Source organism: Nocardia sp. SYP-A9097 (genome assembly GCF_009649815.1).
GTDB lineage: Bacteria > Actinomycetota > Actinomycetes > Mycobacteriales > Mycobacteriaceae > Nocardia.
The window spans coordinates 1-20,417 of the sequence record NZ_WJIC01000019.1 but is presented as its reverse complement, the minus strand read 5'-3'; the positions used below and the strand labels follow the sequence as shown (position 1 = coordinate 20,417).

The following is a 20,417-nucleotide window of genomic DNA, read 5'->3' as shown; positions in this document are numbered from 1 at the left end:
GAGTGAATGACATGAGTGTTGCCACAACGGCTTCCGGGCCGACCACACGATCCGAGGGGCTGCGCGGCTCCATCCTGCAGCGGCTGGTGGTGCGACCCGAATTGGGTGCGCTCATCGGTGCGCTGGTGGTGTTCCTGTTCTTCTCGATCATTACCGACAAGTTCTTCAGCGCGCTGGGCGTCTCCAACTGGCTGGACGACGCCTCGACGCTGGGCATTATGGCGGTGGCGGTCGCACTGCTGATGATCGGCGGTGAATTCGACCTGTCCGCCGGTGTGATGACCGCGTCCACGGCGCTGGTCACCGCCTTGCTCGCGGTCAATGCGGGCTGGAATGTGTGGCTCGCGCTTGCGGTTTCGCTGGTTTTCGCCCTGGCCGTCGGATTTCTCAATGGCTGGGTCGTCATGCGTACCGGTCTGCCGAGCTTCATTGTTACCCTCGGTACTTTCCTGGCATTGCAGGGCTTGAATCTCGGTGTGACACGGTGGGTTACCGGTACCGTGCAGGTTTCCGGGATTCGCGGTGCGGACGGCTATCAGTCCGCCGGCTGGGTCTTCGCCTCCACCACCGATATCGGCGATGCGCACATTCAAGCCTCGGTGGTCTGGTGGATCGTTCTCACCGCCATTGCCGCAATAGTGTTGATGCGCACCAGGTTCGGCAATTGGATCTTCGCGGTGGGCGGGTCCCTGCCCAGCGCCCGCGCGGTCGGTGTGCCGGCCGCCCGCACCAAGATCATCCTCTTCATGACCACTGCATTCGCCGGTTGGGTAGTGGGCGCGTGCAATCTGCTGCGCTTCTCCAGCGTGCAGGCGAATCAGGGTGTGGGACTGGAGTTTCAGTACATCATCGCCGCGGTGGTCGGTGGCTGCCTGCTCACCGGTGGCTTCGGTTCGGTGGTCGGCGCGGCCCTGGGCGCACTCACCTTCGGTATGGCTCGTCAGGGCATTGTCTTCGCCGGCTGGAACAGCGACTGGTTCATGCTCTTCCTCGGCATCCTGCTGCTCTCGGCCGTACTGGTCAATAACGAGTTCAAGAAGCGAGCGGAAAGGGTACGCCGATGACTTCCCAGGCACCCCTCATCGAAACCGTCGATATCGGAAAGAGTTACGGCGGCGTGGTGGCGCTGCACGATGTGTCCATGGTGGTCAATCCCGGCGAGGTCACCTGCGTGCTCGGTGACAATGGCGCGGGCAAATCCACGCTCATCAAGATCCTGGCGGGCGTGCATCAGCATGACACCGGTGAACTCCGTGTCGATGGCGATGACACCCGATTATCCTCTCCGCGTGCGGCTTTGGACCTCGGCATCGCCACCGTCTACCAGGATCTTGCAGTGGTCCCGCTCATGAGCGTCTGGCGCAATTTCGTCCTCGGCTCCGAGCCGGTGAAACGACTCGGCCCGTTCGAAATGCTGGACCGCCGCCAAGCGTGGGACGTCACCCGGAAAGCTTTGGAGGACATGGGAATCGAGATCCGCGACCTGGAACAGCCGGTCGGCACGCTCTCGGGCGGTCAGCGCCAATGCGTGGCCATTGCCCGCGCCGTGCACTACGGCGCGAAGGTGCTGATTCTCGACGAGCCCACGGCCGCACTGGGTGTGAAGCAGGCGGGCATTGTGCTCCGCTATGTCGTCCAGGCGCGTGACCGTGGTCTGGGCGTCGTGCTCATCACCCACAACCCGCATCACGCGTACCCCGTCGGCGACCGCTTCCTGCTGCTCCAGCGTGGCGGCCAGCTCGGCTCCTACGAGAAGTCCGAGATCGACCTCGCCGAACTCACCAGGCAGATGTCCGGCGGCGCGGAACTCGAAGCCCTGCAACATGAATTGCAGCGAGTGGTGACGCCATGACCGACTTGGAGGTGCTGACCATCGGCCGGGTCGGGGTGGACCTGTACCCGGAGCAGAGCGGGGTGCCGCTGGCGCAGGTGTCGACCTTCGCCAAGTTCCTCGGCGGCACCGCCACCAATGTCGCGGTCGCGGCGGCCCGGCTGGGCCGCCGCACGGCACTGCTCACCAAGGTCGGACCGGACGGCTTCGGCGACTTCGTACGAAACGCGCTGTCGGACTTCGGGGTCGAGAACCGCTATGTCGCCACCGCGCCGAATCTGCAGACACCCGTGGTGTTCTGCGAACTCAATCCACCCGCTGATCCACCACTGCTGTTCTATCGCGCGCCGATCGCCCCGGATCTCACCCTCACCGACGATGAAATCCCGTGGGATGTCGTCGATTCCGTCCCTCTGCTATGGGTGACCGGCACCGGGGTGAGCGCCGAACCCGGCCGCACCACCCAGCGCACCCTGCTGGAGCGTCGCGACCGGCGCGGTCACACCGTCCTGGATCTGGACTACCGCCCCATGTTCTGGCCCGATGTCGAGACCGCCCGTACTGAGATCGGCTGGATGGTCGATCACGTGAATGTGGTGGTGGGCAATAGAACCGAGGTCGAAGTGGCCGTCGGCACCGCCGATCCGGACCGGGCCGCGGACCGTCTACTCGCCCGTGGCGTGCGCCTCGCGGTGATCAAACGCGGCGCGGAGGGCGTACTCGTGGCCACCGAATCCGAACGCTGGACCGTCCCACCCTGTCGCGTCGAGGTGGTGTGCGGTCTCGGCGCGGGTGACGGCTTCGGCGGCGCGCTCATCCACGGCCTGCTCTCGGGCTGGGGTCCACACCGCCTGGGCACCTTCGCCAATGCCGCCGGGGCGCTGGTCGCCTCCCGCCTGGCCTGCGCCGACGCCATGCCGACCGAGGCCGAGATCGAGGAGCTACTGTGCACCTGACCGATGACCGCTGGTACCGCCTGCTGCGGGCGCGAGCCACTGAGCCCGAGGCCATCCAGCGTGCGTACGCCGACCGCGTGCGGCGACCGAACCTGCTGTCGGACAAGGGAACCCTGTTCCTGGTGGCCGCGGATCATCCGGCGCGCGGTGCGCTGGGCGTGGGTAGGGACAGTACCGCCATGGCAGACCGGCGGACCCTGCTGGAGCGGCTCCTCATTGCGCTGGACAATCCCGCGGTGGACGGTGTGCTCGGCTCACCGGACATAGTCGAGGAACTTCTGCTCCTGGATGCCGTGCACGGCAAGATCGTCATCGGTTCCATGAACCGCGGTGGGCTCGCCGGTGCCGATTGGGAGATCGACGACCGCTTCACCGGATACGACGCCGAATCGCTGGTGAAGTACCGCCTCGACGGCGGAAAGATGTTGCTGCGCATGGTGGATTCGGATGCGGGCACGATTCCTACCCTGGAGGCGTGCGCGCGTGCGGTCTCCGAACTCGCCGAGCACGGGTTGATGGCCATGGTGGAGCCGCTGCCGTACGGGCGCGATCACTCCGGTGCGCTGGTCATGCATCGTGATGCCGCCGCACTGCAGCGGGCGATAACGATCGCCTCCGGTCTGGGCGTCACCTCGGCCTACACCTGGTTGAAGATCCCTGCCCCGCAAGAGATCTCGGCTCTCGATGCCACCACACTGCCCGTGCTGGTCCTGGGTGGCGCACCCTCGGGCGACCCGGCGGCGGATCTCGCTTCCTGGGGTGCGGCCCTGACTCACGATGTGGTGCGCGGCCTGGTCGTCGGCCGCAGCCTGCTCTATCCGCCCGATGGTGATGTCGCGGGCGCGGTCGACGCCGCCGCCCGAGTGCTGGCGGCCGCCTCATGAGCAAACTGCACCGGCTGGCCGGAACCCTCAGTGCCGGAAACGATCCGGTGCTACTCACCCCCGACGACGCGGGCTGGACCTACACTGGCCTGCGGGTGCTCCGGCTGGCCGCAGGCGCATCCCGTACGGTGCATACCGGCGATTTCGAAGCCTTCGTCCTACCCCTGTCCGGCTCCTGCACCGTCCGAGTCGACGGCCTCACCTTCGAACTCACCGGCCGCGAAACGGTTTTCACCCGCGTCACCGATTTCGCCTACGTCCCGCGCGATGCCGTCGTGGAGCTGTCCACGGTCGACGGCCTGGAAGTCGCACTCCCCATGGCCCGCTGCACCCGCCGCCTCGCCCCGAAATACGGTCCGGCCGAACAGGTCCCGGTGGAAGTGCGCGGCGCGGGCCCGGCGACCCGCCAGGTGAACAGCTTCGGTGTACCCGGTATCTGGGATCACGCCGACAAACTCAATGCCTGCGAACTCATCACCCCCGACGGCAATTGGTCCTCCTACCCGCCGCACAAGCACGACGAGGCGACCGACTGCGAAGTCATCAACGAGGAGATCTACTACTTCCGCATTGCCGACCGCGACGGAATCACCCCGTCTTCAACGGGTTTCGGCCTGCACCGCACCTACACCGCAGACGGCTCACTCGACGAGAATGTCGCGGTCCGCGACGGTGACGTCTTCCTGGTACCGCACGGGTACCACGGTCCGTGCATGGCCGCGCCGGGCTATCCCATGTACTACCTCAATGTCCTGGCCGGTCCAGCCTCCGAACGGTCCATGTCCTTCTGTGACGACCCCGCCCACGCCTGGGTCCGATCGCATTGGGCCGATGAGCCTTTGGACCCGCGTTGCCCGGTCACCTCGCACGAAGGACGGCTCGCATGAGACTCACGACCGCGCAAGCCCTGGTGGCCTGGCTGGTCGCCCAGCGCTCCGAACTGCTCGACGGCACCGAAGTGCCATTGTTCCCAAGCGTTTTCGCCATCTTCGGGCACGGCAATGTGCTGGGCCTGGGCACCGCACTTCAGGAGCGCCGCGAGGAGATCCCGGTCTGGCGCGGGCATACCGAACAGGGCATGGCCCTGGCGGCCGTAGGACTGGCCAAGGCGACGCAGCGGCGGCAGGTCGGTATCGCCACCTCGTCCATCGGTCCCGGCGCACTCAATATGGTCACCGCGGCCGGTGTGGCGCATGCCAATCGGCTGCCGCTGCTGCTACTCCCCGGTGACACTTTCACCAGTCGCGCACCCGATCCGGTACTGCAGCAGGTCGAACACTACGGCGATCCGACCATTACCGTGAACGATGCCTTCCGCCCGGTGAGCCGCTACTTCGACCGCATCACCCGGCCCGAACAGTTGATCGCCACGCTGCCGCAGGTGGCTCGCGTGCTCACCGATCCAGCCGATGTGGGTCCGGTGACACTCGCTCTGCCACAGGACATTCAGGTCGAGACCTACGATTTTCCGGCCGCGCTCTTCGCGCCCGTCGTGCACCGTATTTCGCGTCCGCGCCCGGATCGGCGCAGCGTCGCCGAGGCAGCGGCCAGACTGCGCACCGCACAACGACCACTGCTGATTCTCGGCGGCGGCGTCCGCTACTCCGGAGCGGGTGCGACGGCTCTGAAATTCGCTGAGCGGCATGGTATTCCGGTGACGGAGACCACCGCCGGACGCACCCTCGCCCCGCACGACCACCCGCTCTACGCCGGGCCCCTGGGCATCACCGGTGCGGCCTCCGCCAATACCCTTGCCGCCGCGGCCGATGTCGTCCTCGCCGTCGGCACCCGCCTGCAGGACTTCACCACCGCTTCTTGGACCGTCTTCGCCGACGATGTCCGCCTGATCCACATCAATGCGGCCCGCTTCGATGCCGTCAAACACGGTGCGCTCGCGGTGGTCGGGGACGCCGATGCGGCCCTGACCGACCTCGCCCCGGAAATAGGGGAGTGGCAGGCGGATTCGGCCTGGACCCGTCGCGCGACAACGGTCCGTGGCGACTGGGACGCCCACATCGACAAACTCCGCGCACCGAGCCTCGGCGTACCCACCTATGCCCAGATCGTCGGCATGGTCAATGACCTCAGCGGTCCGAACGACTACGTCATGACCGCTTCCGGCGGCCTGCCCGGCGAACTCATCGGCGGGTGGCGCGCCACCGGCGGTGCACCCACCATGGATGTCGAATACGGCTTCTCCTGTATGGGATACGAGCTCTCCGGCGCCTGGGGCGCGGCCATTGCCCACCGTGGCTTGGTCACCACCCTGCTCGGCGACGGCTCCTATCTGATGCTCAACTCCGAGCTCTTCTCCGCCGCCTTCGCGGGCCACCCCCTGGTCGCGGTGGTCTGCGATAACGACGGCTACGCGGTCATCGCGCGTCTGCAGGAAGGTCAGGGTGCGCAGCCCTTCAACAACTTGTACGCCGATTGTCGCAGCAATCACGATATGCCGCCGCGCGTCGATTTCGCCGCGCATGCCCGCTCGCTCGGCTGTGCGGTGTTCACCGCCGGCGAACCCGCGGAATTCCGTGACACCTATGCGCGCGCCCGCGCCACCGCGGTCGCCGAACAGCGCCCAGCCGTGATCGTGGTGCACACTCAGCCCTGCTCCTGGACCGAATCCGGTGCCTGGTGGGAAGTGGGTGTGCCACAACACCTCTCGGGTCGCACCGGCTACGACCAGGAGAAACCGCGACAACTCCGCTACACCCGTGCGGATTGATCGCGACCCGCGCGGAGCGCACTCGGGGAATCCGGGCATACCGGGACTCGGGTGACCCGCGCGGGCAATCTATGGCAGACTCGGCGCAAACGCGCAGGGCGGTCGGCAAGGAGATCGCGCGCGCCACGGTGATGCGGGAGTTTGAAGGTCGCAATGGATCTCAGCGCCATTGAGCGCCAGGTGGCTACGGATAGAGCGGCCGCCCGGGACCGTTCGCCCGAAGCCGAGTTGGCCCTCGCCACCACCCTGTGTGAATTCGCCCGCGGTCTGATCGCCACCAAAAACGATCCCGCAGAGCGTGATCGGTCGGCCTCGGCCCTCGAGCCCGCGCAGGAAGCGGTACTGCTGCGGCTGCGCTGGCTCACCGCCGGGCATGTGAACGCGATCTTCGCGGGCGAGGTGCAGGACGCACTGCGGCTGTTCGAAGAGGCCGCGCGCACCATCGGCCATCGCGAACTGGCCACCTCGACCATTCGCAATGCTTGCAACGCCTATCGCCAGGTGGCGCACAACTATCCGAATGCCGCCGCCGTCTGCGCGGACGCGCTCGCCAAATGCGGTGTGTGGCTGCTGCGCCTGGACCCGAATGCCGCGGTCGCGGCCAGCCTGGACGCGGTCACCATTCGCGCCCGGCTCTTCGCCGCCGATCCGGATCAGGCCGCGCGCTATCTCTCCAGCCTGAATACGCTGCTGCGCACGCTCATGGTCGGCCGGCAGCGCAAACCGGCGATCGCCATGTACCGCGAACGCTATGCCGCGGTCACCACACCGGCCATGGCGCAGCGACTGCGTGGGATCAAGGTCGAGGACATCGGCTTCACCAGCAAGACCGTCACCGCGCTGCGCAAACTCGAATGTGCCACCCTCGAGCGCATCGGATACCTGACCCAGCAGCAGATCCTGTACCAGACCTCCGGTGACTTGGCGACCATCGAAGAAGTGAACTGGCAGCTCGCGCTGATCGGCTTGAAGCCGCTCGCCGCCGGAGCCATGCCGGATCAGCCTTCCAAGCCCATGGAGATCAGCACCTCCTTCGGTGCGCTCGGGGTGCGCTGCTCTTCGCGCAATGCCGTCACCCTGGTTCGGGCCGCCCTGATGGCCGCCTATGTGGCCGACGGTGCGGAGGTCGTACCCAGCACCGCCTACCAGGGCGTCGCCGAAAAGCATTGGAGCACACCGGAGCCCGAGGCCAATCGGGTCGAACGCCTCGGCGAGGATGTCGTCCTCATCGAAAAGGTCTCCGAGCATTGGGTTTCGGTGAAGAGCCTGAACTGGGAAATCGCCCCGGTCGGCAAACATCCACTCGCCCTGCGGCTTTCGCAGGAATGGCCGGTGGTCAGCGTCGCCACTACCGAGAACATGTCCTACGAATTGTGCTGGTATGAAGGCGGTTCCGCCATCCAGTACGCCGCGCTCGGACTCCCGGCGGGACAAATCCCGCTCGAAAAACCCCTCGCGCCATTGGATTTCAAAGCGCTCGCCGAATATGGCGCGGACTATGCCTCGGAAACGCAGGTGCGGTCGGCTTTCGGAAACACCACAATGTTCACCAAACTAACGAGTTTGCCCGGTAGTGGTATCCGCCAGGCGGCCGAGGCGGGGCCACTGGCCGAGCACGGTTCGAACATTCTCTACTTCGGTGCCGGAGCCGATTAGAACTTATATCGGTAACAGTGATGCCGATCACTTCCGACCGTTACCCTGTGATCACTGCGGCAGCTCGTGGCGCATCACAAAGGGTCCTCCGGTCACACGAAATGCCGTGGTCAGAAAGGCATCTCGATCATGAGTTCCACTCCGACCGCCATCCCGCCCGCACCCGGTCCGGTAGCGCCGACGCTGCTCACCGGGTTGTGGCAACGCAAGATTCCGCACTATCCGGACAACCGGTCGCGGGCCTGGTATCTCTTCCTGGTGGTGATCGTTTCGGTCGCCCTCTACTACCAGCTGTTCATCTCCGGAGCGGTGGGCAATGAGCTCATCGCCTACTTCCATCTGTCGTTCCGGTATTTCGTCGGAATCTTCATCGCGGGCGCGGCATTCGGTGCGGCCGCCTCGGTGGTCGCCGGCCTGTTGGACCGTTGGGGGCGAGCCAATATCGTCGCCTATGGCACCGTCATCTGCTCGGTGCTCACCCTGGTCGCGGTACCCGCCACCACCACCAAAGAGGCGTACCTGATCGTCTACTGCGTGATCGGCATCGTGGAGGGCGCGGTCCTGGTGGCCACCCCGGCACTGGTGCGCGACTTCTCACCGCAGTTGGGGCGCGCCTCGGCCATGGGCTTCTGGACGCTCGGGCCGGTGCTCGGCGCTCTGGTGACCACGGAGATCTCCACTCAGACGCTGTCGGCGCATCCGGACTGGCAGTTCCATTACCGGCTCTGCGGTGCGATCTGCGTGGTCATCTCGATCCTCGGTGTCGTCGGGCTGCGTGAGCTCAGCCCGGCGCTGCGCGACCAGATCATGGTGTCCATACGTGACAAGGCGCTCATCGAGGCGCGTGCCCGCGGTATGGATGTGGAGGAAGTGGAGCGCAATCAGTGGAAAGATATGCTGCGCTTCAACATTATCGGTTCCGCCTTCGCGATCTCGATCTTCCTGGCCTTCTTCTACACCATTGTGTCGTTTCTGCCGGTGTACATGGCGACCAACTTCGGATTCACCGCACAGCAGGCCAATGCCATGGGCAACTGGTATTGGATCGCCAATGCGCTATCGCTGGTGCTGACCGGGATAGTCTCGGACTACCTGAAGGTCCGAAAACCGTTCATGCTTTTCGGCGCGATCATCAGCATCGTCGGCGTATTCGTATTCCTCGGTTACACCGATAAACCCGGTACCGACTACTACACCTTCGCCCTGGTGCTGAGCCTGATCGCGGTCGGCAGCGGTATCTGCTACGCCACCTGGATGGCCTGCTACACCGAGACCGTGGAGAACCGGAATCCGGCGGCCACCGTCGAGGGGCTCGCGGTCTGGGGTGGAATTCTGCGCACCGTGGTCACCTTCGTACTGCTCGGGCTGCTCTTCGTGGTGACGGCGGCGGGGACCCTGGTGAATTACGGTCCACGGCTGCAAGAGATCTCGGCCAAATACCATAATGAGCTGGCCACCATTCAGAAGGTCGGCGCGGATACCATGGGCACGCTGGGAGCCAATCCGAACGATACGGCCGCCCAGGTGACGGCGCTGGTGAAACTCACGGGCGCCTCGCCCGCGGATGTGCGGACCACGCTGGCCCTCAATGCGAAGTATCCGCAGGAGTTGGCGACACTGCAGGCGATCGATACCGCGGTGCTGACCAAGTTGGTGTTGAATCCGGCCGATCAGGCGTCCGCGGCTACCGCGGTGGGTCAGGTCGCGCAGAAGTTCGGCATTCCGCCGGATCAGGCCATCGCCAGGATTCAAGCGGCGCAGCAGGTTCCGGTCAACGAGCTGGCCGTCGCCTCGCAGGTGGGTCCGCAATTGACCGCGGCCAGTAAAGATCTCAAGGCGGTCGGCAATATCCCGACCGATGATCAGAAATTCCTGGCCGATCACGCCACCGAGGCGCAGCAGGCCGCCCTCGATTCGCCCAAGCAGTGGCGGACCTGGTGGTGGATCTGCCTGGTCGCGCAGATCGCGTTCGTGCCGTTCGTCTTCTTCATGTCGGGGTTCTGGAGCCCGAAGAAGGCAGCGGAGGCCGCGGCCGAGCACGATCTGGCCGTGGAACGCGAGTTGGCGGCACTGTCCTAGTACAGTTAGTGAAGTGCATTCGAACTCCGTGGCCGCCACCTTCGACCTGCTCGGCGACCGCCTGACGCTAACCATCCTGCGTCTGGCCTTCGTCGAGCACGCCCGGCGGTTCAATCAGTGGAGTGAGAAGACCGGGGCGCCGCCCGCCGTGCTCACCGCACGGCTGGCGGCGCTCGTCGATGCCGGGGTGCTCGAGCGTGATCGGGGTGAATACCGGCTCACCGCACTGGGATTGGGCACCTGGGAGATTCTGGTGTGTGTCTGGTCCTGGCAACGGGAGTGGACAGCGGAATCGCGCCTGCTGCCCGAGTTCGTGCACGCCGAGTGCGGGCACCGCGGGCCGCCGGTGCTGATGTGCCGGGGGTGCGGGCGCACCGTGACACCGCATGCGACCGATGTGGAGTTGGACCGGGATGCGCTGTGGCACATCACCTCCGGCCGCCGGCGCTCGGGGCGAACCGCCACACTCGCTGAGGTCGATGCGCGCTTCGACGAAATCATGGAGGCCATCGGCGATCGCTGGAGTGCCGCGGTCACCGGGCTGGCGCTGGCGGGCGTCCGCCGGTTCTCGGAATTCCGTGCGGCACTGCATATGTCGCCCACCACGCTCACGGAGCGCCTGACCCGGCTGGTCGAGGCGGGCATACTGCACCGCCCCGAAGCCGATGCGCGCGATTATCGGCTGACCCCGCGTGGGCGAGCCCTGTTCGGGGTCTTCGCCTTTCTGCTCGCCTGGGCCGATCACGCGCATCCGCAGTCGCCGGAGCCCGGTCTGCGGATTCAGCATCGGGAGTGTGGGGCGGTATTGATTCCGGCCCTGCGCTGCCGGGGTTGCGAGGTCGAACTGGGCCGGACGGACGTGCGGTTCGAGTCTTGACAGCTATCGATGAGACGCGTATCACTTCATTAACTGTAGTGAACGAAGTCGGGCTTTCGTGGTCCGGTCGCTGGAGGCGTAGCCATGCCGCTCAATGAAGAACTCATCGCACCCGCTGCTGAGGCCCTGACCAATCCGTATCTGGAGGGTCCGTACGCGCCGCAGGCCGACGAGATCACCGCCACCGACCTCACGGTCCTGTACGGCGAACTGCCCGCGGACCTCGACGGGGTGTACGTCCGCAATGGACCCAATCCGCAGTTCGCGCCGATGGGCCGGTACCACTGGTTCGACGGTGACGGCATGCTGCACGCGGTGCACTTCGAGAACGGCCGGGCCACCTACCGCAATCGGTACATTCGCACCGCCGAGTTCGAGGCCGAGCGGTCCGCCGGAACCGCCCTGTGGCGCGGCGTTATCGAGCCCTGGGACGGTAATCCCGCCGGTGATCGCCGCGAACGCAACTCCGCCAATACCGATGTCATCTACCACCATGGCAATCTGCTCGCCCTCTGGTATCGGGCGGGGAAGCCGTACGGTATCGACCCGGTGAGCCTCGAGACCCGTGGCGTCGACGACTTCAATGGCACACTGCCGGGCGAGGTTTCGGCGCATGCCAAGGTCGATGAGCGCACCGAGGAACTGCTCTTCTTCGACTACGGCATCAACGCGCCCTATCTGCGTTACGGGGTCGCCGACACGAGCGGCAAGGTCACCCATTTCACCGGGCTGGAGCTGCCCGGCCCGCGGCTGCCGCACGATATGGCGATTACCGATAACTACTCCATTCTCATGGATCTGCCGCTCTACAACGATCCCCGCGCGGCCGCGGCGGGCCGATTCAAGATCTTCTTCGACCGCACTCTGCCCAGTCGATTCGCGGTGCTGCCGCGTTATGGCGTTGGGGCGGAAGCGAAGTGGTTCGAGGCCGATCCGGGGTACATCTACCACACCGTCAACTCGTGGGAGGAAGGCGATGAGATCGTGCTGATCGTCTGCCGCGTCACCGAACCCAGTCCGGTGTCCGACCGCGCCCACCCGCTCGCGCAGTTGCTCGCTTATCTGCGCCCCGAGGCGAAACTGCACAAGTATCGATTCAACCTGCGTACCGGGGTCACCATGGAGACGCCCATGGACGATGTGAACACCGAATTCCCGGCGATCGACCAGGGCATTACCGGTCAGCGCGGCCGCTACTCCTACCAGATGCGGCTGTCGGTGGATCGCACCATGATCTTCGACGCCGTCATCAAATACGACTTGCTCACCGGCACAAAGGAAACCGCGCCTTTCGGTGACGGCATGTTCGGCAGTGAACTCACCGTGGTCCCGCGGCCCGGTGGGACCGGCGAAGATGACGCCTATCTGACCATGTTCGCCCACAATAATCACACCGGGCTCGCCGAAGTGTGGATCTATCACGCCGCCGACCTCACCAAGGGGCCGATCTGCCGGCTCGGCCTGCCCACGCGCGTTCCGCTCGGCTTTCACGCCACCTGGGTCAGTGGTGACCGCATGCGTGCGGCTTCCCAGCCGGTCGCCTGAAAGGGATTGCGCGCGTGTCTAATCCCCGCCTGAGCGTGAGCCTGCCCTACTGGCAGGATCGCGATCCGCTCGATGCCCTTCTGGTCGCCGAAGCGGCCGACAAGCTCGGCTATGACCGCCTCTGGCTCGGCGAAATGGCGACCTTCGACGCCTTCGCCCTGGCCACAGCGGTCGGCCAAGCGCCGGGCACGATTCCGCTCTGCATCGGCCCGCTGGCGGTGGCGGTGCGCACCCCGGCGAATATCGCCATGGGTGTGGCCAGCGTCGCCGCGCTCACCGGCCGGCCGGTGAGCGTTGCCCTCGGTACCTCCAGCACTGTGGTCGTGAACAATTGGCACGGCCGCGAAAGGCGCAGCACCGCAATTCATCTGGAGGAGTCCGCCCGGATCGTTCGGCAACTCCTCGATGGCGAGAAGGCCGAATTCGATGGCACAGTCGAACGCATCACCGGCTACCGATTGCGACTTCCCGCGCCGGGGCGCAGTTCCGAGCGGATCGTGCCCAGCCGATCAACCCTCGAAGCCACCGAACATCCAATGCGCACTGAGTCTTCAGGGGATGTGGGCGGCAGGATGATCAAGCCCGCCTTCAGACCTCGTGACTCGGCCCGCATGGCGGCCCGCGCCGATTGCGAAACAGTAATGGTGAATTCCGGACTCGTGCGGGCGCCGCTGCGGACTGCGGGTGGTTCCTCCGAGCCGCCTGTCGAACCCCGCGCGGCCACAGTGTCTTCCGGCGCCGCACAGGTCGCAGCGCCTAGTTATACGCGTGCTGTCCCTGATCAGCTTGAATTCGACACGGCCGCTGCAGGTTTCGAATTGGTCGTGGCAGCCTTCGGGGAGCGGGCATTGGCGGCAGCCGCGCGCACGGCCGATCGGGTGGTGCTGAATCTGGTGACGCCTGCCCAGGTGGCTCGATGTGTCACCGCAGTGCGCCGATATGCGGCCGCGGCGAACCGTCCCGCGCCCGCCGTATCGGTCTGGGTGACCGCGGCGGCCGACCCTACCCCTGAAATGCTGCTCACCCTGCGGCGCGGGATGGTCGGATATTTGCGTGCACCCGGATACGACGCCATGTTCGCCGAGGCGGGCTTCGGCGATGCGGTGCGGTTGGCGTACAGCGGTGCCCATCCTCGCGATGTGCTGGCCGCTGTCTCCGACGAATTGCCCGCAGCGGTTGGCATGTTCGGTGACGCCGCCACCTTGGCGGATCGGCTCGCCGCTTATCGCGTGGCAGGGGCTGACGAAGTGGTCATCGTCCCGGTGACCGCAGCCGCGGACCCCGCGGGGCTCCAAACCCTCGAAACGATCGCGAGGATAGGCCGTGAGTGAGATGAATATCGACGACGCCGTGCAGACATGCGGCTGCGCAGCGCCCACGGCGCGAGTGATTGCGAGGGTCTGTCGTGGATGACGCGCTTGTGTACGACGCCGTGCGGTTGCCTCGGGGACGGGTGCGGCGCAGTGGTGGCACTTTGGCGGAGTTGCCGTCGTATGAGCTTTTCGGGCAGTTGCTTTCGGCGCTGTCGGGGCGGGGGTGTCCGGCGGAGGCCGTGGACGATGTGCTGGTCGGGGTGAGTACCGCCGTGGGGGAGCAGGGCGGGGATATTGCCCGGGCCGCCGCATTGTGGGCGGGGTGGCCGGATTCCGTTCCGGGGGGAGTGGTTTCGCGGTTGTGCTGTTCGGGGTTGGACGCCGTGGAGAGCGGGGCGGCGCGGATTGCCGCAGGTTATGCCGACATTATTGTCGCCGGTGGGGTGGAGTCGATGTCACGGGTGCCGATGCTTTCGGATCGGCCTGCTATCGCTCTGGACAATGATCTGGGGGAGCGGACCGGGTTCGTCACCATCGGTGTATCGGCGGATCTCACCGCAGCCGCTCATGGGATCGCACGACCCGAGTTGGATGCCTACGCCGTGCAATCGCATCGGAGGGCCGCTGCCGCAAAGGTTTCGGGGTCGGTGATTCCGGCCCGCAAGGGTGGCACGGTACTGCTCGCGGCCGATGAAGGGGCTCGGCCGGATGCTTCCCTCGAAGCGTTTGCCGAGCTTCCGGCGCTCTTCGGGGCAGACCTGTCGTGGGAGCGGGTGGCACGGCGGCTACCGGAGGCCCCACGTCCAGCGGAGGGGCTACACACACTCGCCACCGCGCCGCAGCTCGCCGATGGTGCGTCGGCGATACTCCTCGGTGGTACGGGCGCGGCGCGCACGTTGGGGCGAAAACCATTGGCCGCCATAGTGGGTACTGCCCAGGCCGCCGTTCGTTCGCCGCTGCTCACTGCTCCGGTGACGGCTGCCCGTACCGCCCTGCGTCGCGCCGGAATCACCGCTGCCGACCTCGATGTGGTCGAGGTGAACGAATCCTTCGCTGTCACACCGCTATTGCTGATCCGCGAACTCGGGTTGGACCCGGCGCGCGTCAACCCCTCGGGCGGCGCGGTTGCCGTGGGACATCCGCTGGGAGCCACCGGCGGCATCCTCATCGCCCAGGCCCTCGATGCACTGGCCCGGTTCGACGGTGAGCATGCGCTGGTGACCATTCCCGCGGCGCTCGGCCTGGGGTCCGCTCTCGTGCTGCGCCGCCTGTCATGAGCAAGAACGCTGTCATGCGCAAGAACTACGAGTCCTAGGGATATTTATGGCCGAATCACCCGCTCCCGCACCACTTTCCAGTGCCCGCCGGGACATCACGACACGGCATCCGGTGCGCCCCTGCCATCCCGAGGACACCGTGCGCGAGTACCTCGACCGCGGCTGGTGGGAGAACGAGACCATCCCTGCCCTTTTTCGCCGCCGCGTCGTGGAGGCGCCCGACGCGCCCGCTCTCAGCGATCCCGCGAACCTGGCGGTGCTGACCGGCGCGAAACCCCGCACCCTCACCTGGCAGAGTCTCGACGATCACGTAATCGATATCGCCGCAGTGCTTTTTGCGCAGGGCATTCGTCAGGGCGACACGGTGGCGGTGCTGCTGCCGAACACGATCGCGCTCACCGCGACCTATCTGGCGCTGTGGCGGTTGGGGGCGGTCGCGACACCCATGCCCGCCTCCTATCGGCGGCACGAGATCTCCGGAATCATCGCCGCCACCAAGGCGGACGCGATCATTACCGTCGGCATGCTTGCTGAGCGTGCGCTCGCGCAGGAAGCCCTGTCTGTGGCGGACGGCCATATTACCGTCTTCGCGTTCGGCCCGGATATCCCGGATAAAGCTGTCGCACTGGGTGATCCGGCCGATTCCCAGGCTCGCGGCCACGTGCGCGATTACGAACTTGCCTTGCGAGTGACCGTCAACGATCGCATCACCGTCTGCTGGACCAGTGGTACCGAAGCCGCGCCGAAGGGCATTCCGCGTTGCCACGGCGATTGGCTGGCTGTAGCGCGTGGTGTTCAGGACGGCTTGGGAATCACCCCGGAGTCGGTGGTGCTCAACCCATTTCCCATGGTGAACATGGCCGGATTCGCGGCCGCGTTCCTGCCCTGGCTGCTCGCGGGCGGCCATCTCATCCAGCATCATCCGCTGGATCTGCCGGTGTTCTTCCGTCAGATCGCCGAACACCGTGTGACGCACACCAGTATGCCGCCAGCACTATTGACCATGCTGCTGCAGAACGAATCCCTGCGCGCACAAGCGGACCTGTCCTCCCTGCGCACCGTCGGTTCCGGTGGGGCACCCCTGCCGCCGCCCGTCGTGCGCCGCTGGCAGGAGGAGTTGGGCATTCACGTACTCAACTTCTTCGGCTCCAATGAGGGGGTGAGCCTGCTCGGCGCCCCCGCCGACATCCCCGATCCGACTGTGCGAGCACAACATTTACCGCATTACGGTGCACCCGGCGTGGAATGGTCCACCCGCCTGGCGGCATGTACCGCGGTGAAGCTCGTCGATGTCGTCACCGGGAAGACCGTGACAGAACTCGGTGGCAGAGGCGAACTGCGCCTGCGTGGTCCGGCGGTATTCGGCGGGTACCTCCCGGGCACCGCCACCACCGAACCCTTCGACGAGGAGGGATACCTGTGCAGCGGAGACGTTTTCGAACTCTGTGGCGAGGACGGGCGTTACCTGCGTTTCGTGGATCGCGTGAAGGAGATCATCATTCGCGGCGGCATGAATATCGCGCCCGCCGAGATCGAGGGCCTGCTCTCGGATCTTCCGGCCGTCGCCGACGTGGCGGTCGTCGGCTACCCGGACGAGATACTCGGCGAAAAGTGTTGCGCCTTCATAGTTCCCACGCCGGGAGCGACGGTAACCCTGGGCGACCTGGTCGAACATCTGAGGGCCCGTGAAGTCGCCTCCTTCAAACTGCCCGAGCGCCTGGAGATCGTGGAATCCCTGCCCCGCAACCCGGTAGGTAAACTCCTGCGCCGGGAACTCCGCGCCCAACTCTGAACCGCCACAACGTAATCAGGAGTCCCAGTGTCCGTCCATATTCTCGGCGGCAGCCAAACCGATTTCGCCGTCAACTGGCATCGCGCCGGCCTCGGTTTCGACGCGCTCATCCAATCGGTAACCGAACAGACCCTGGCGGCGGCGGGTATCGATCCCGCCGATATCGGAGTAATCCACGTAGGCAACGCCTTCGGGCAACTCTTCACCGGCCAGGGCCATCTCGGTGGCATGCCCGCCACCGTCCTCCCCGAGCTATGCGGCATCCCCGCCGGCCGCCACGAAGCCGCCTGCGCCTCCGGCAGTATGGCAATCCTGGCCGCCATGGCCGACCTGGAATCCGGGCGCTACGACTGCGCACTGGTGATCGGCGCCGAACTGGAGAAGACCGTCCCGGGCAACCAAGCAGCCGCCTACATGGGAGCCGCCGCCTGGGCAGGCCACGAAGCCCAGGACACAGACCTGGTGTGGCCCACCATGTTCGCTGCCATCGCCGACGAATACGACCGCCGCTACGGCCTCGACCCCGCCCACCTGCACGCCATCAGCGAACTTAACATCACCAACGCCCGCCTGAACCCTCTCGCGCAGACCCGCGAATGGTCCTACACCCCAGCGAGTTTCACCGCCGACGACACCGCCAACCCGCATGTAGCAGGACCACTGCGCCGCCAGGACTGCAGCCAAATGACCGACGGAGCGGCGGCCGTGGTCATGGTTTCGGATCGATTCCTGGAGCAGCACAGGGACTCTCGTGCCATCCGACATGCGGTCATCACCGGGTGGGGGCACCGGACAGCAGGGCTTCCCCTCGCGCAGAAGCTCGTCGCGTCGGCCGCCGAGCCGTATGTGTTCCCGCATGTGCGGTGGACAATGCAGGATGCGCTGAAACGGGCAGGGCTGACCGATATCACCGAGGTTGACGCGGTGGAGGTGCATGACTGTTTCTCCATGTCGGAGTACATGGCCATCGATCACCTGGGTATCACTGCGCCAGGGGAGAGCTGGAAAGCGATCGAATCCGGTGAGATCAGTCGATCAGGAAGCCTGCCGGTCAACCCGGGAGGCGGCCTGATCGGTATCGGTCATCCAGTTGGTGCCACCGGGACCCGCATGCTTCTGGATGCCTATAAGCAAGTCACCGATCAGGCTGGTGCGTACCAGGTGGAAGGTGCGCGCCGGATCGCGACTCTGAATATCGGTGGCAGTACTACAACCTCAGCTGGCTTCGTTGTAGAAGCGTGGGGTGTTTAGCGCTCATCGGTCGCGGGAGAGTATTCATCCCCGCGTGCACGCGAAAAAGAAGAGGTGTGGGAACCCCGCCTGCCGTACCGGCTTTCGCTCCCCCTGCGGGGGAGCTGACACTCCCTGACGGGGGGCCTGGTTGTGGTTACGTTCAAAAACAAAACCCGAAAAGACAAGAACCCGAAAAGACAAGAACGCCTGGACAAGAAGGGCCTAAGGCCCAAAAGACACAGAACCGCACGTCCCGGTTGGCATCGGACAGCACGTCTGGGGATTGAACAACCCTGACAAGAGCTGTTCGAACCACATGCGCGCTGTCCCGCCGCAGAAACACCCACCCGAAGCCGACAATCGGGACACCGGGAAGGGTCTCGAGGACACGGCGCACACCCTCATCGAGCCATCACACCCCGTCTCGTACCCGCACACCCCTTGTAGAGCCTGTTGCCGAATTGCCGGGGGCTCAGGTCGAGTGGTCGGGCTCGGGTGTGTGTTGGGCTGGCCGGTTCCGCCCGGAGGGCGGGTCAGGCTGTGGCGGGGACGGTCTGGGTGCTGTTGTGGGTGAGGTAACGCAAGATGTTGGTTGCGGTGGCGGCGAGTTTGAGCTCGGCGGCGCAGGCCTTCAGGCCGCGGCGGGAGAATCGGGACAATCCGCGACGGTCCTTGATATGGCCGTTGACGGGTTCGACGATCGCGCCTCTCCGGCGGTAAATCGCTTGTCCGGCAGGTGTTTTCAGTCGTTCTGCCATGGTCGTGAATACTGGTTTGGTGTAGGTGCATGGGCCGTTGCCGGGGTTGTCGCTGCGTTGGTGACGGTCCTTGACCACCGCGATCAACCGGTCTGGTCCCGGGGTAGTTTCCGGGTCGATGTTGGCGGCCGAGCAGTAGCCGTTGTCGGCGGTGGCGATCCCGGTCGTGCGTGGATGACCGGCGGCAGCGAGGGTGTCGAGTTCGGTAGTGCAGGCGTTGATCATCGGGGCGAACTGGTGGGTGTCGGCGGGTTCGTCGGTGAGTTCACAGGCGATAATCACATGGTCTTCGGAGACGAAGAGCTGAGCGTTGTATCCCTGGATGAATCCCTTGCGGGTCTTCATGATTCGCGATTCGACATCGGTGAGATTGCGTTTCTTCACCGGTTCCTTGGCGAGCTTGGCTGCCATCGCCGCCTTCGCTGTTTCCAATCTGGTAGCGAAGACCTGAATTTGCTTGTTGTCCCGCGGCGCCGACCGCGGGCGGCCCGACAGCTTGCCGCCCTCGGCCAGCAGGGCCTGCTCGGCCTTCCACCCCGTGGTGAGCTTCTCATGGAGCTGGTCGTAGGCGCGTTGCGCGGCATCCAGACGCCGCTGCGAATACCGCATCTCCTTCGACGGCCTCTCGGCGCGTTCGGCCTCGATCGAGGCCAGCGCCTCACGGATCGTTTCCCGCCGCCGCGCACCACGCATCGACTCCGGAGTCCGATCACCGTCACCGTCAGCGGCGCGGTCTTCGGCTTCATCGGTGGCTTTGGCCTCGGCGACGATGTCACCCGCCGCCTGCTCAGCCATCCTTCGCAACGTGGCCTCGGTCCGGTTGGCGGCCATGCTCGCGTTCGCCGCGATCTTCGTGCCATCGAGGGCGACCACGCCGACCTTCACCATCCCCGCCCGCGCACACAACCCCAGCACCCGGGAAAACAATGCAGTGAAGGCCTCCTCATACTCGGCGCGGAACCGGGCGATCACCGTGTGATCAGGAATATCGTTGGCGCACACGACCCGATAGGCGATATCGGTGCGGCAGGCCTTCTCGATCGCCCGCGAGGACCGCAACCCGACACAGTAGGCATACAACAACAACGTCACCAGCATGTCAGGGTCATAACCACGCTGCCCCGCAACAGAATTCACTGTCCGCCGCCGGGAAGAACGACGATGGAACTCCGAAGTATCCAACTCCGCCACGATATCGAGCAACTGCCACACCAGATGATCGGCCTCCAGCCACTCCCGCATATCCGGAGCCAACAGGAACTGCTGATCACGCACCACCGGCCGATACGACTTCGCCACCACCCCAGCCTCCTCGAGACCGGCCACCAAAGTCAACGGCACAGCCCTGATTCGGCAACAGGCTCTACAAGGGGTGTGCTCGTTAGACACGGGGTGTGATGGCCTCGGGGGTGGGCGGTTTGGGGGTTTTGGTCTTTGGGGTTTTGTCTTTGCTCGAGATCGGGACCACGGCCTGCCAGCGAGGCTGGTAGG

15 protein-coding genes are annotated in these 20,417 nt (G+C 65.4%); 14 read left to right on the top strand and 1 reads right to left on the bottom strand.

Features of this window, described 5'->3' with window-relative positions; genetic code table 11:
• Positions 1-11: 11 nt before the first annotated feature.
• The 14 genes from GFY24_RS29240 (at position 12) to GFY24_RS29170 (ending at position 18,186) form a co-directional block, all read left to right on the top strand.
• Positions 12-1,064 (top strand): ABC transporter permease, encoded by a 1,053-nt coding sequence (locus GFY24_RS29240; RefSeq protein WP_153808337.1) that lies wholly within the window; start codon positions 12-14, stop codon positions 1,062-1,064.
• On the top strand, positions 1,061-1,852 hold the full coding sequence (locus GFY24_RS29235; protein ID WP_153808336.1) for an ATP-binding cassette domain-containing protein: 792 nt from the start codon (positions 1,061-1,063) through the stop codon (positions 1,850-1,852). The genes GFY24_RS29240 and GFY24_RS29235 overlap by 4 nt, the downstream gene beginning before the upstream one ends.
• Positions 1,849-2,787, top strand: coding sequence for a 5-dehydro-2-deoxygluconokinase (iolC, locus tag GFY24_RS29230; protein ID WP_153808335.1), 939 nt, complete (start codon positions 1,849-1,851; stop codon positions 2,785-2,787). Before GFY24_RS29235 ends, iolC begins: the two co-directional genes overlap by 4 nt.
• Positions 2,778-3,671: an aldolase gene (locus tag GFY24_RS29225; protein ID WP_309231483.1), complete on the top strand. Its 894-nt coding sequence runs from the start codon at positions 2,778-2,780 to the stop codon at positions 3,669-3,671. Before iolC ends, GFY24_RS29225 begins: the two co-directional genes overlap by 10 nt.
• Positions 3,668-4,558, top strand: coding sequence for a 5-deoxy-glucuronate isomerase (gene iolB / locus GFY24_RS29220; RefSeq protein WP_153808334.1), 891 nt, complete (start codon positions 3,668-3,670; stop codon positions 4,556-4,558). The genes GFY24_RS29225 and iolB overlap by 4 nt, the downstream gene beginning before the upstream one ends.
• The gene (iolD, locus tag GFY24_RS29215; RefSeq protein ID WP_153808333.1) at positions 4,555-6,396 is read left to right on the top strand and encodes a 3D-(3,5/4)-trihydroxycyclohexane-1,2-dione acylhydrolase (decyclizing); all 1,842 of its coding nucleotides are present in this window, start codon (positions 4,555-4,557) and stop codon (positions 6,394-6,396) included. The genes iolB and iolD overlap by 4 nt, the downstream gene beginning before the upstream one ends.
• A gap of 180 nt (positions 6,397-6,576) precedes the next feature.
• A complete protein-coding gene (locus tag GFY24_RS29210) occupies positions 6,577-8,052 on the top strand; it encodes a hypothetical protein (RefSeq protein WP_309231482.1) in 1,476 nt (491 codons plus the stop codon).
• 129 nt (positions 8,053-8,181) lie between these two features.
• On the top strand, positions 8,182-10,131 hold the full coding sequence (locus GFY24_RS29205) for an MFS transporter (protein WP_153808332.1): 1,950 nt from the start codon (positions 8,182-8,184) through the stop codon (positions 10,129-10,131).
• A 13-nt stretch (positions 10,132-10,144) separates the two neighbouring features.
• Complete coding sequence (locus tag GFY24_RS29200; RefSeq protein ID WP_309231481.1) at positions 10,145-11,008, top strand: winged helix-turn-helix transcriptional regulator; 864 nt, start codon at positions 10,145-10,147, stop codon at positions 11,006-11,008.
• Between the two features lie 84 nt (positions 11,009-11,092).
• Positions 11,093-12,553: a carotenoid oxygenase family protein gene (locus GFY24_RS29195; RefSeq protein ID WP_153808331.1), complete on the top strand. Its 1,461-nt coding sequence runs from the start codon at positions 11,093-11,095 to the stop codon at positions 12,551-12,553.
• A 14-nt stretch (positions 12,554-12,567) separates the two neighbouring features.
• Complete coding sequence (locus GFY24_RS42340) at positions 12,568-13,884, top strand: LLM class flavin-dependent oxidoreductase (RefSeq protein ID WP_309231480.1); 1,317 nt, start codon at positions 12,568-12,570, stop codon at positions 13,882-13,884.
• 74 nt (positions 13,885-13,958) lie between these two features.
• Entirely contained in the window at positions 13,959-15,143 is a 1,185-nt protein-coding gene (locus tag GFY24_RS29180; RefSeq protein WP_309231479.1) for an acetyl-CoA C-acyltransferase, read from the top strand.
• Between the two features lie 46 nt (positions 15,144-15,189).
• Positions 15,190-16,935, top strand: a complete 1,746-nt coding sequence (locus tag GFY24_RS29175) for a class I adenylate-forming enzyme family protein (protein ID WP_153808329.1) — start codon at positions 15,190-15,192, stop codon at positions 16,933-16,935.
• A 27-nt stretch (positions 16,936-16,962) separates the two neighbouring features.
• A complete protein-coding gene (locus tag GFY24_RS29170; protein WP_309231478.1) occupies positions 16,963-18,186 on the top strand; it encodes an acetyl-CoA acetyltransferase in 1,224 nt (407 codons plus the stop codon).
• Positions 18,187-18,701: 515 nt separating this feature from the next.
• Here the strand turns inward: GFY24_RS29170 and GFY24_RS29165 are convergent.
• Positions 18,702-20,267 (bottom strand): transposase, encoded by a 1,566-nt coding sequence (locus GFY24_RS29165; RefSeq protein ID WP_153808328.1) that lies wholly within the window; start codon positions 20,265-20,267, stop codon positions 18,702-18,704.
• Positions 20,268-20,417: the final 150 nt, after the last annotated feature.

What these genes read in the sequence shown, in the direction of transcription:
- GFY24_RS29240 (WP_153808337.1), top strand. Translation starts at nt 12, where the DNA reads ATGAGTGTTGCCACAACGGCTTCCGGGCCGACCACACGATCCGAGGGG.
- GFY24_RS29235 (WP_153808336.1), top strand. Translation starts at nt 1,061, where the DNA reads ATGACTTCCCAGGCACCCCTCATCGAAACCGTCGATATCGGAAAGAGT.
- iolC (WP_153808335.1), top strand. Translation starts at nt 1,849, where the DNA reads ATGACCGACTTGGAGGTGCTGACCATCGGCCGGGTCGGGGTGGACCTG.
- iolB (WP_153808334.1), top strand. Translation starts at nt 3,668, where the DNA reads ATGAGCAAACTGCACCGGCTGGCCGGAACCCTCAGTGCCGGAAACGAT.
- iolD (WP_153808333.1), top strand. Translation starts at nt 4,555, where the DNA reads ATGAGACTCACGACCGCGCAAGCCCTGGTGGCCTGGCTGGTCGCCCAG.
- GFY24_RS29205 (WP_153808332.1), top strand. Translation starts at nt 8,182, where the DNA reads ATGAGTTCCACTCCGACCGCCATCCCGCCCGCACCCGGTCCGGTAGCG.
- GFY24_RS29195 (WP_153808331.1), top strand. Translation starts at nt 11,093, where the DNA reads ATGCCGCTCAATGAAGAACTCATCGCACCCGCTGCTGAGGCCCTGACC.
- GFY24_RS29175 (WP_153808329.1), top strand. Translation starts at nt 15,190, where the DNA reads ATGGCCGAATCACCCGCTCCCGCACCACTTTCCAGTGCCCGCCGGGAC.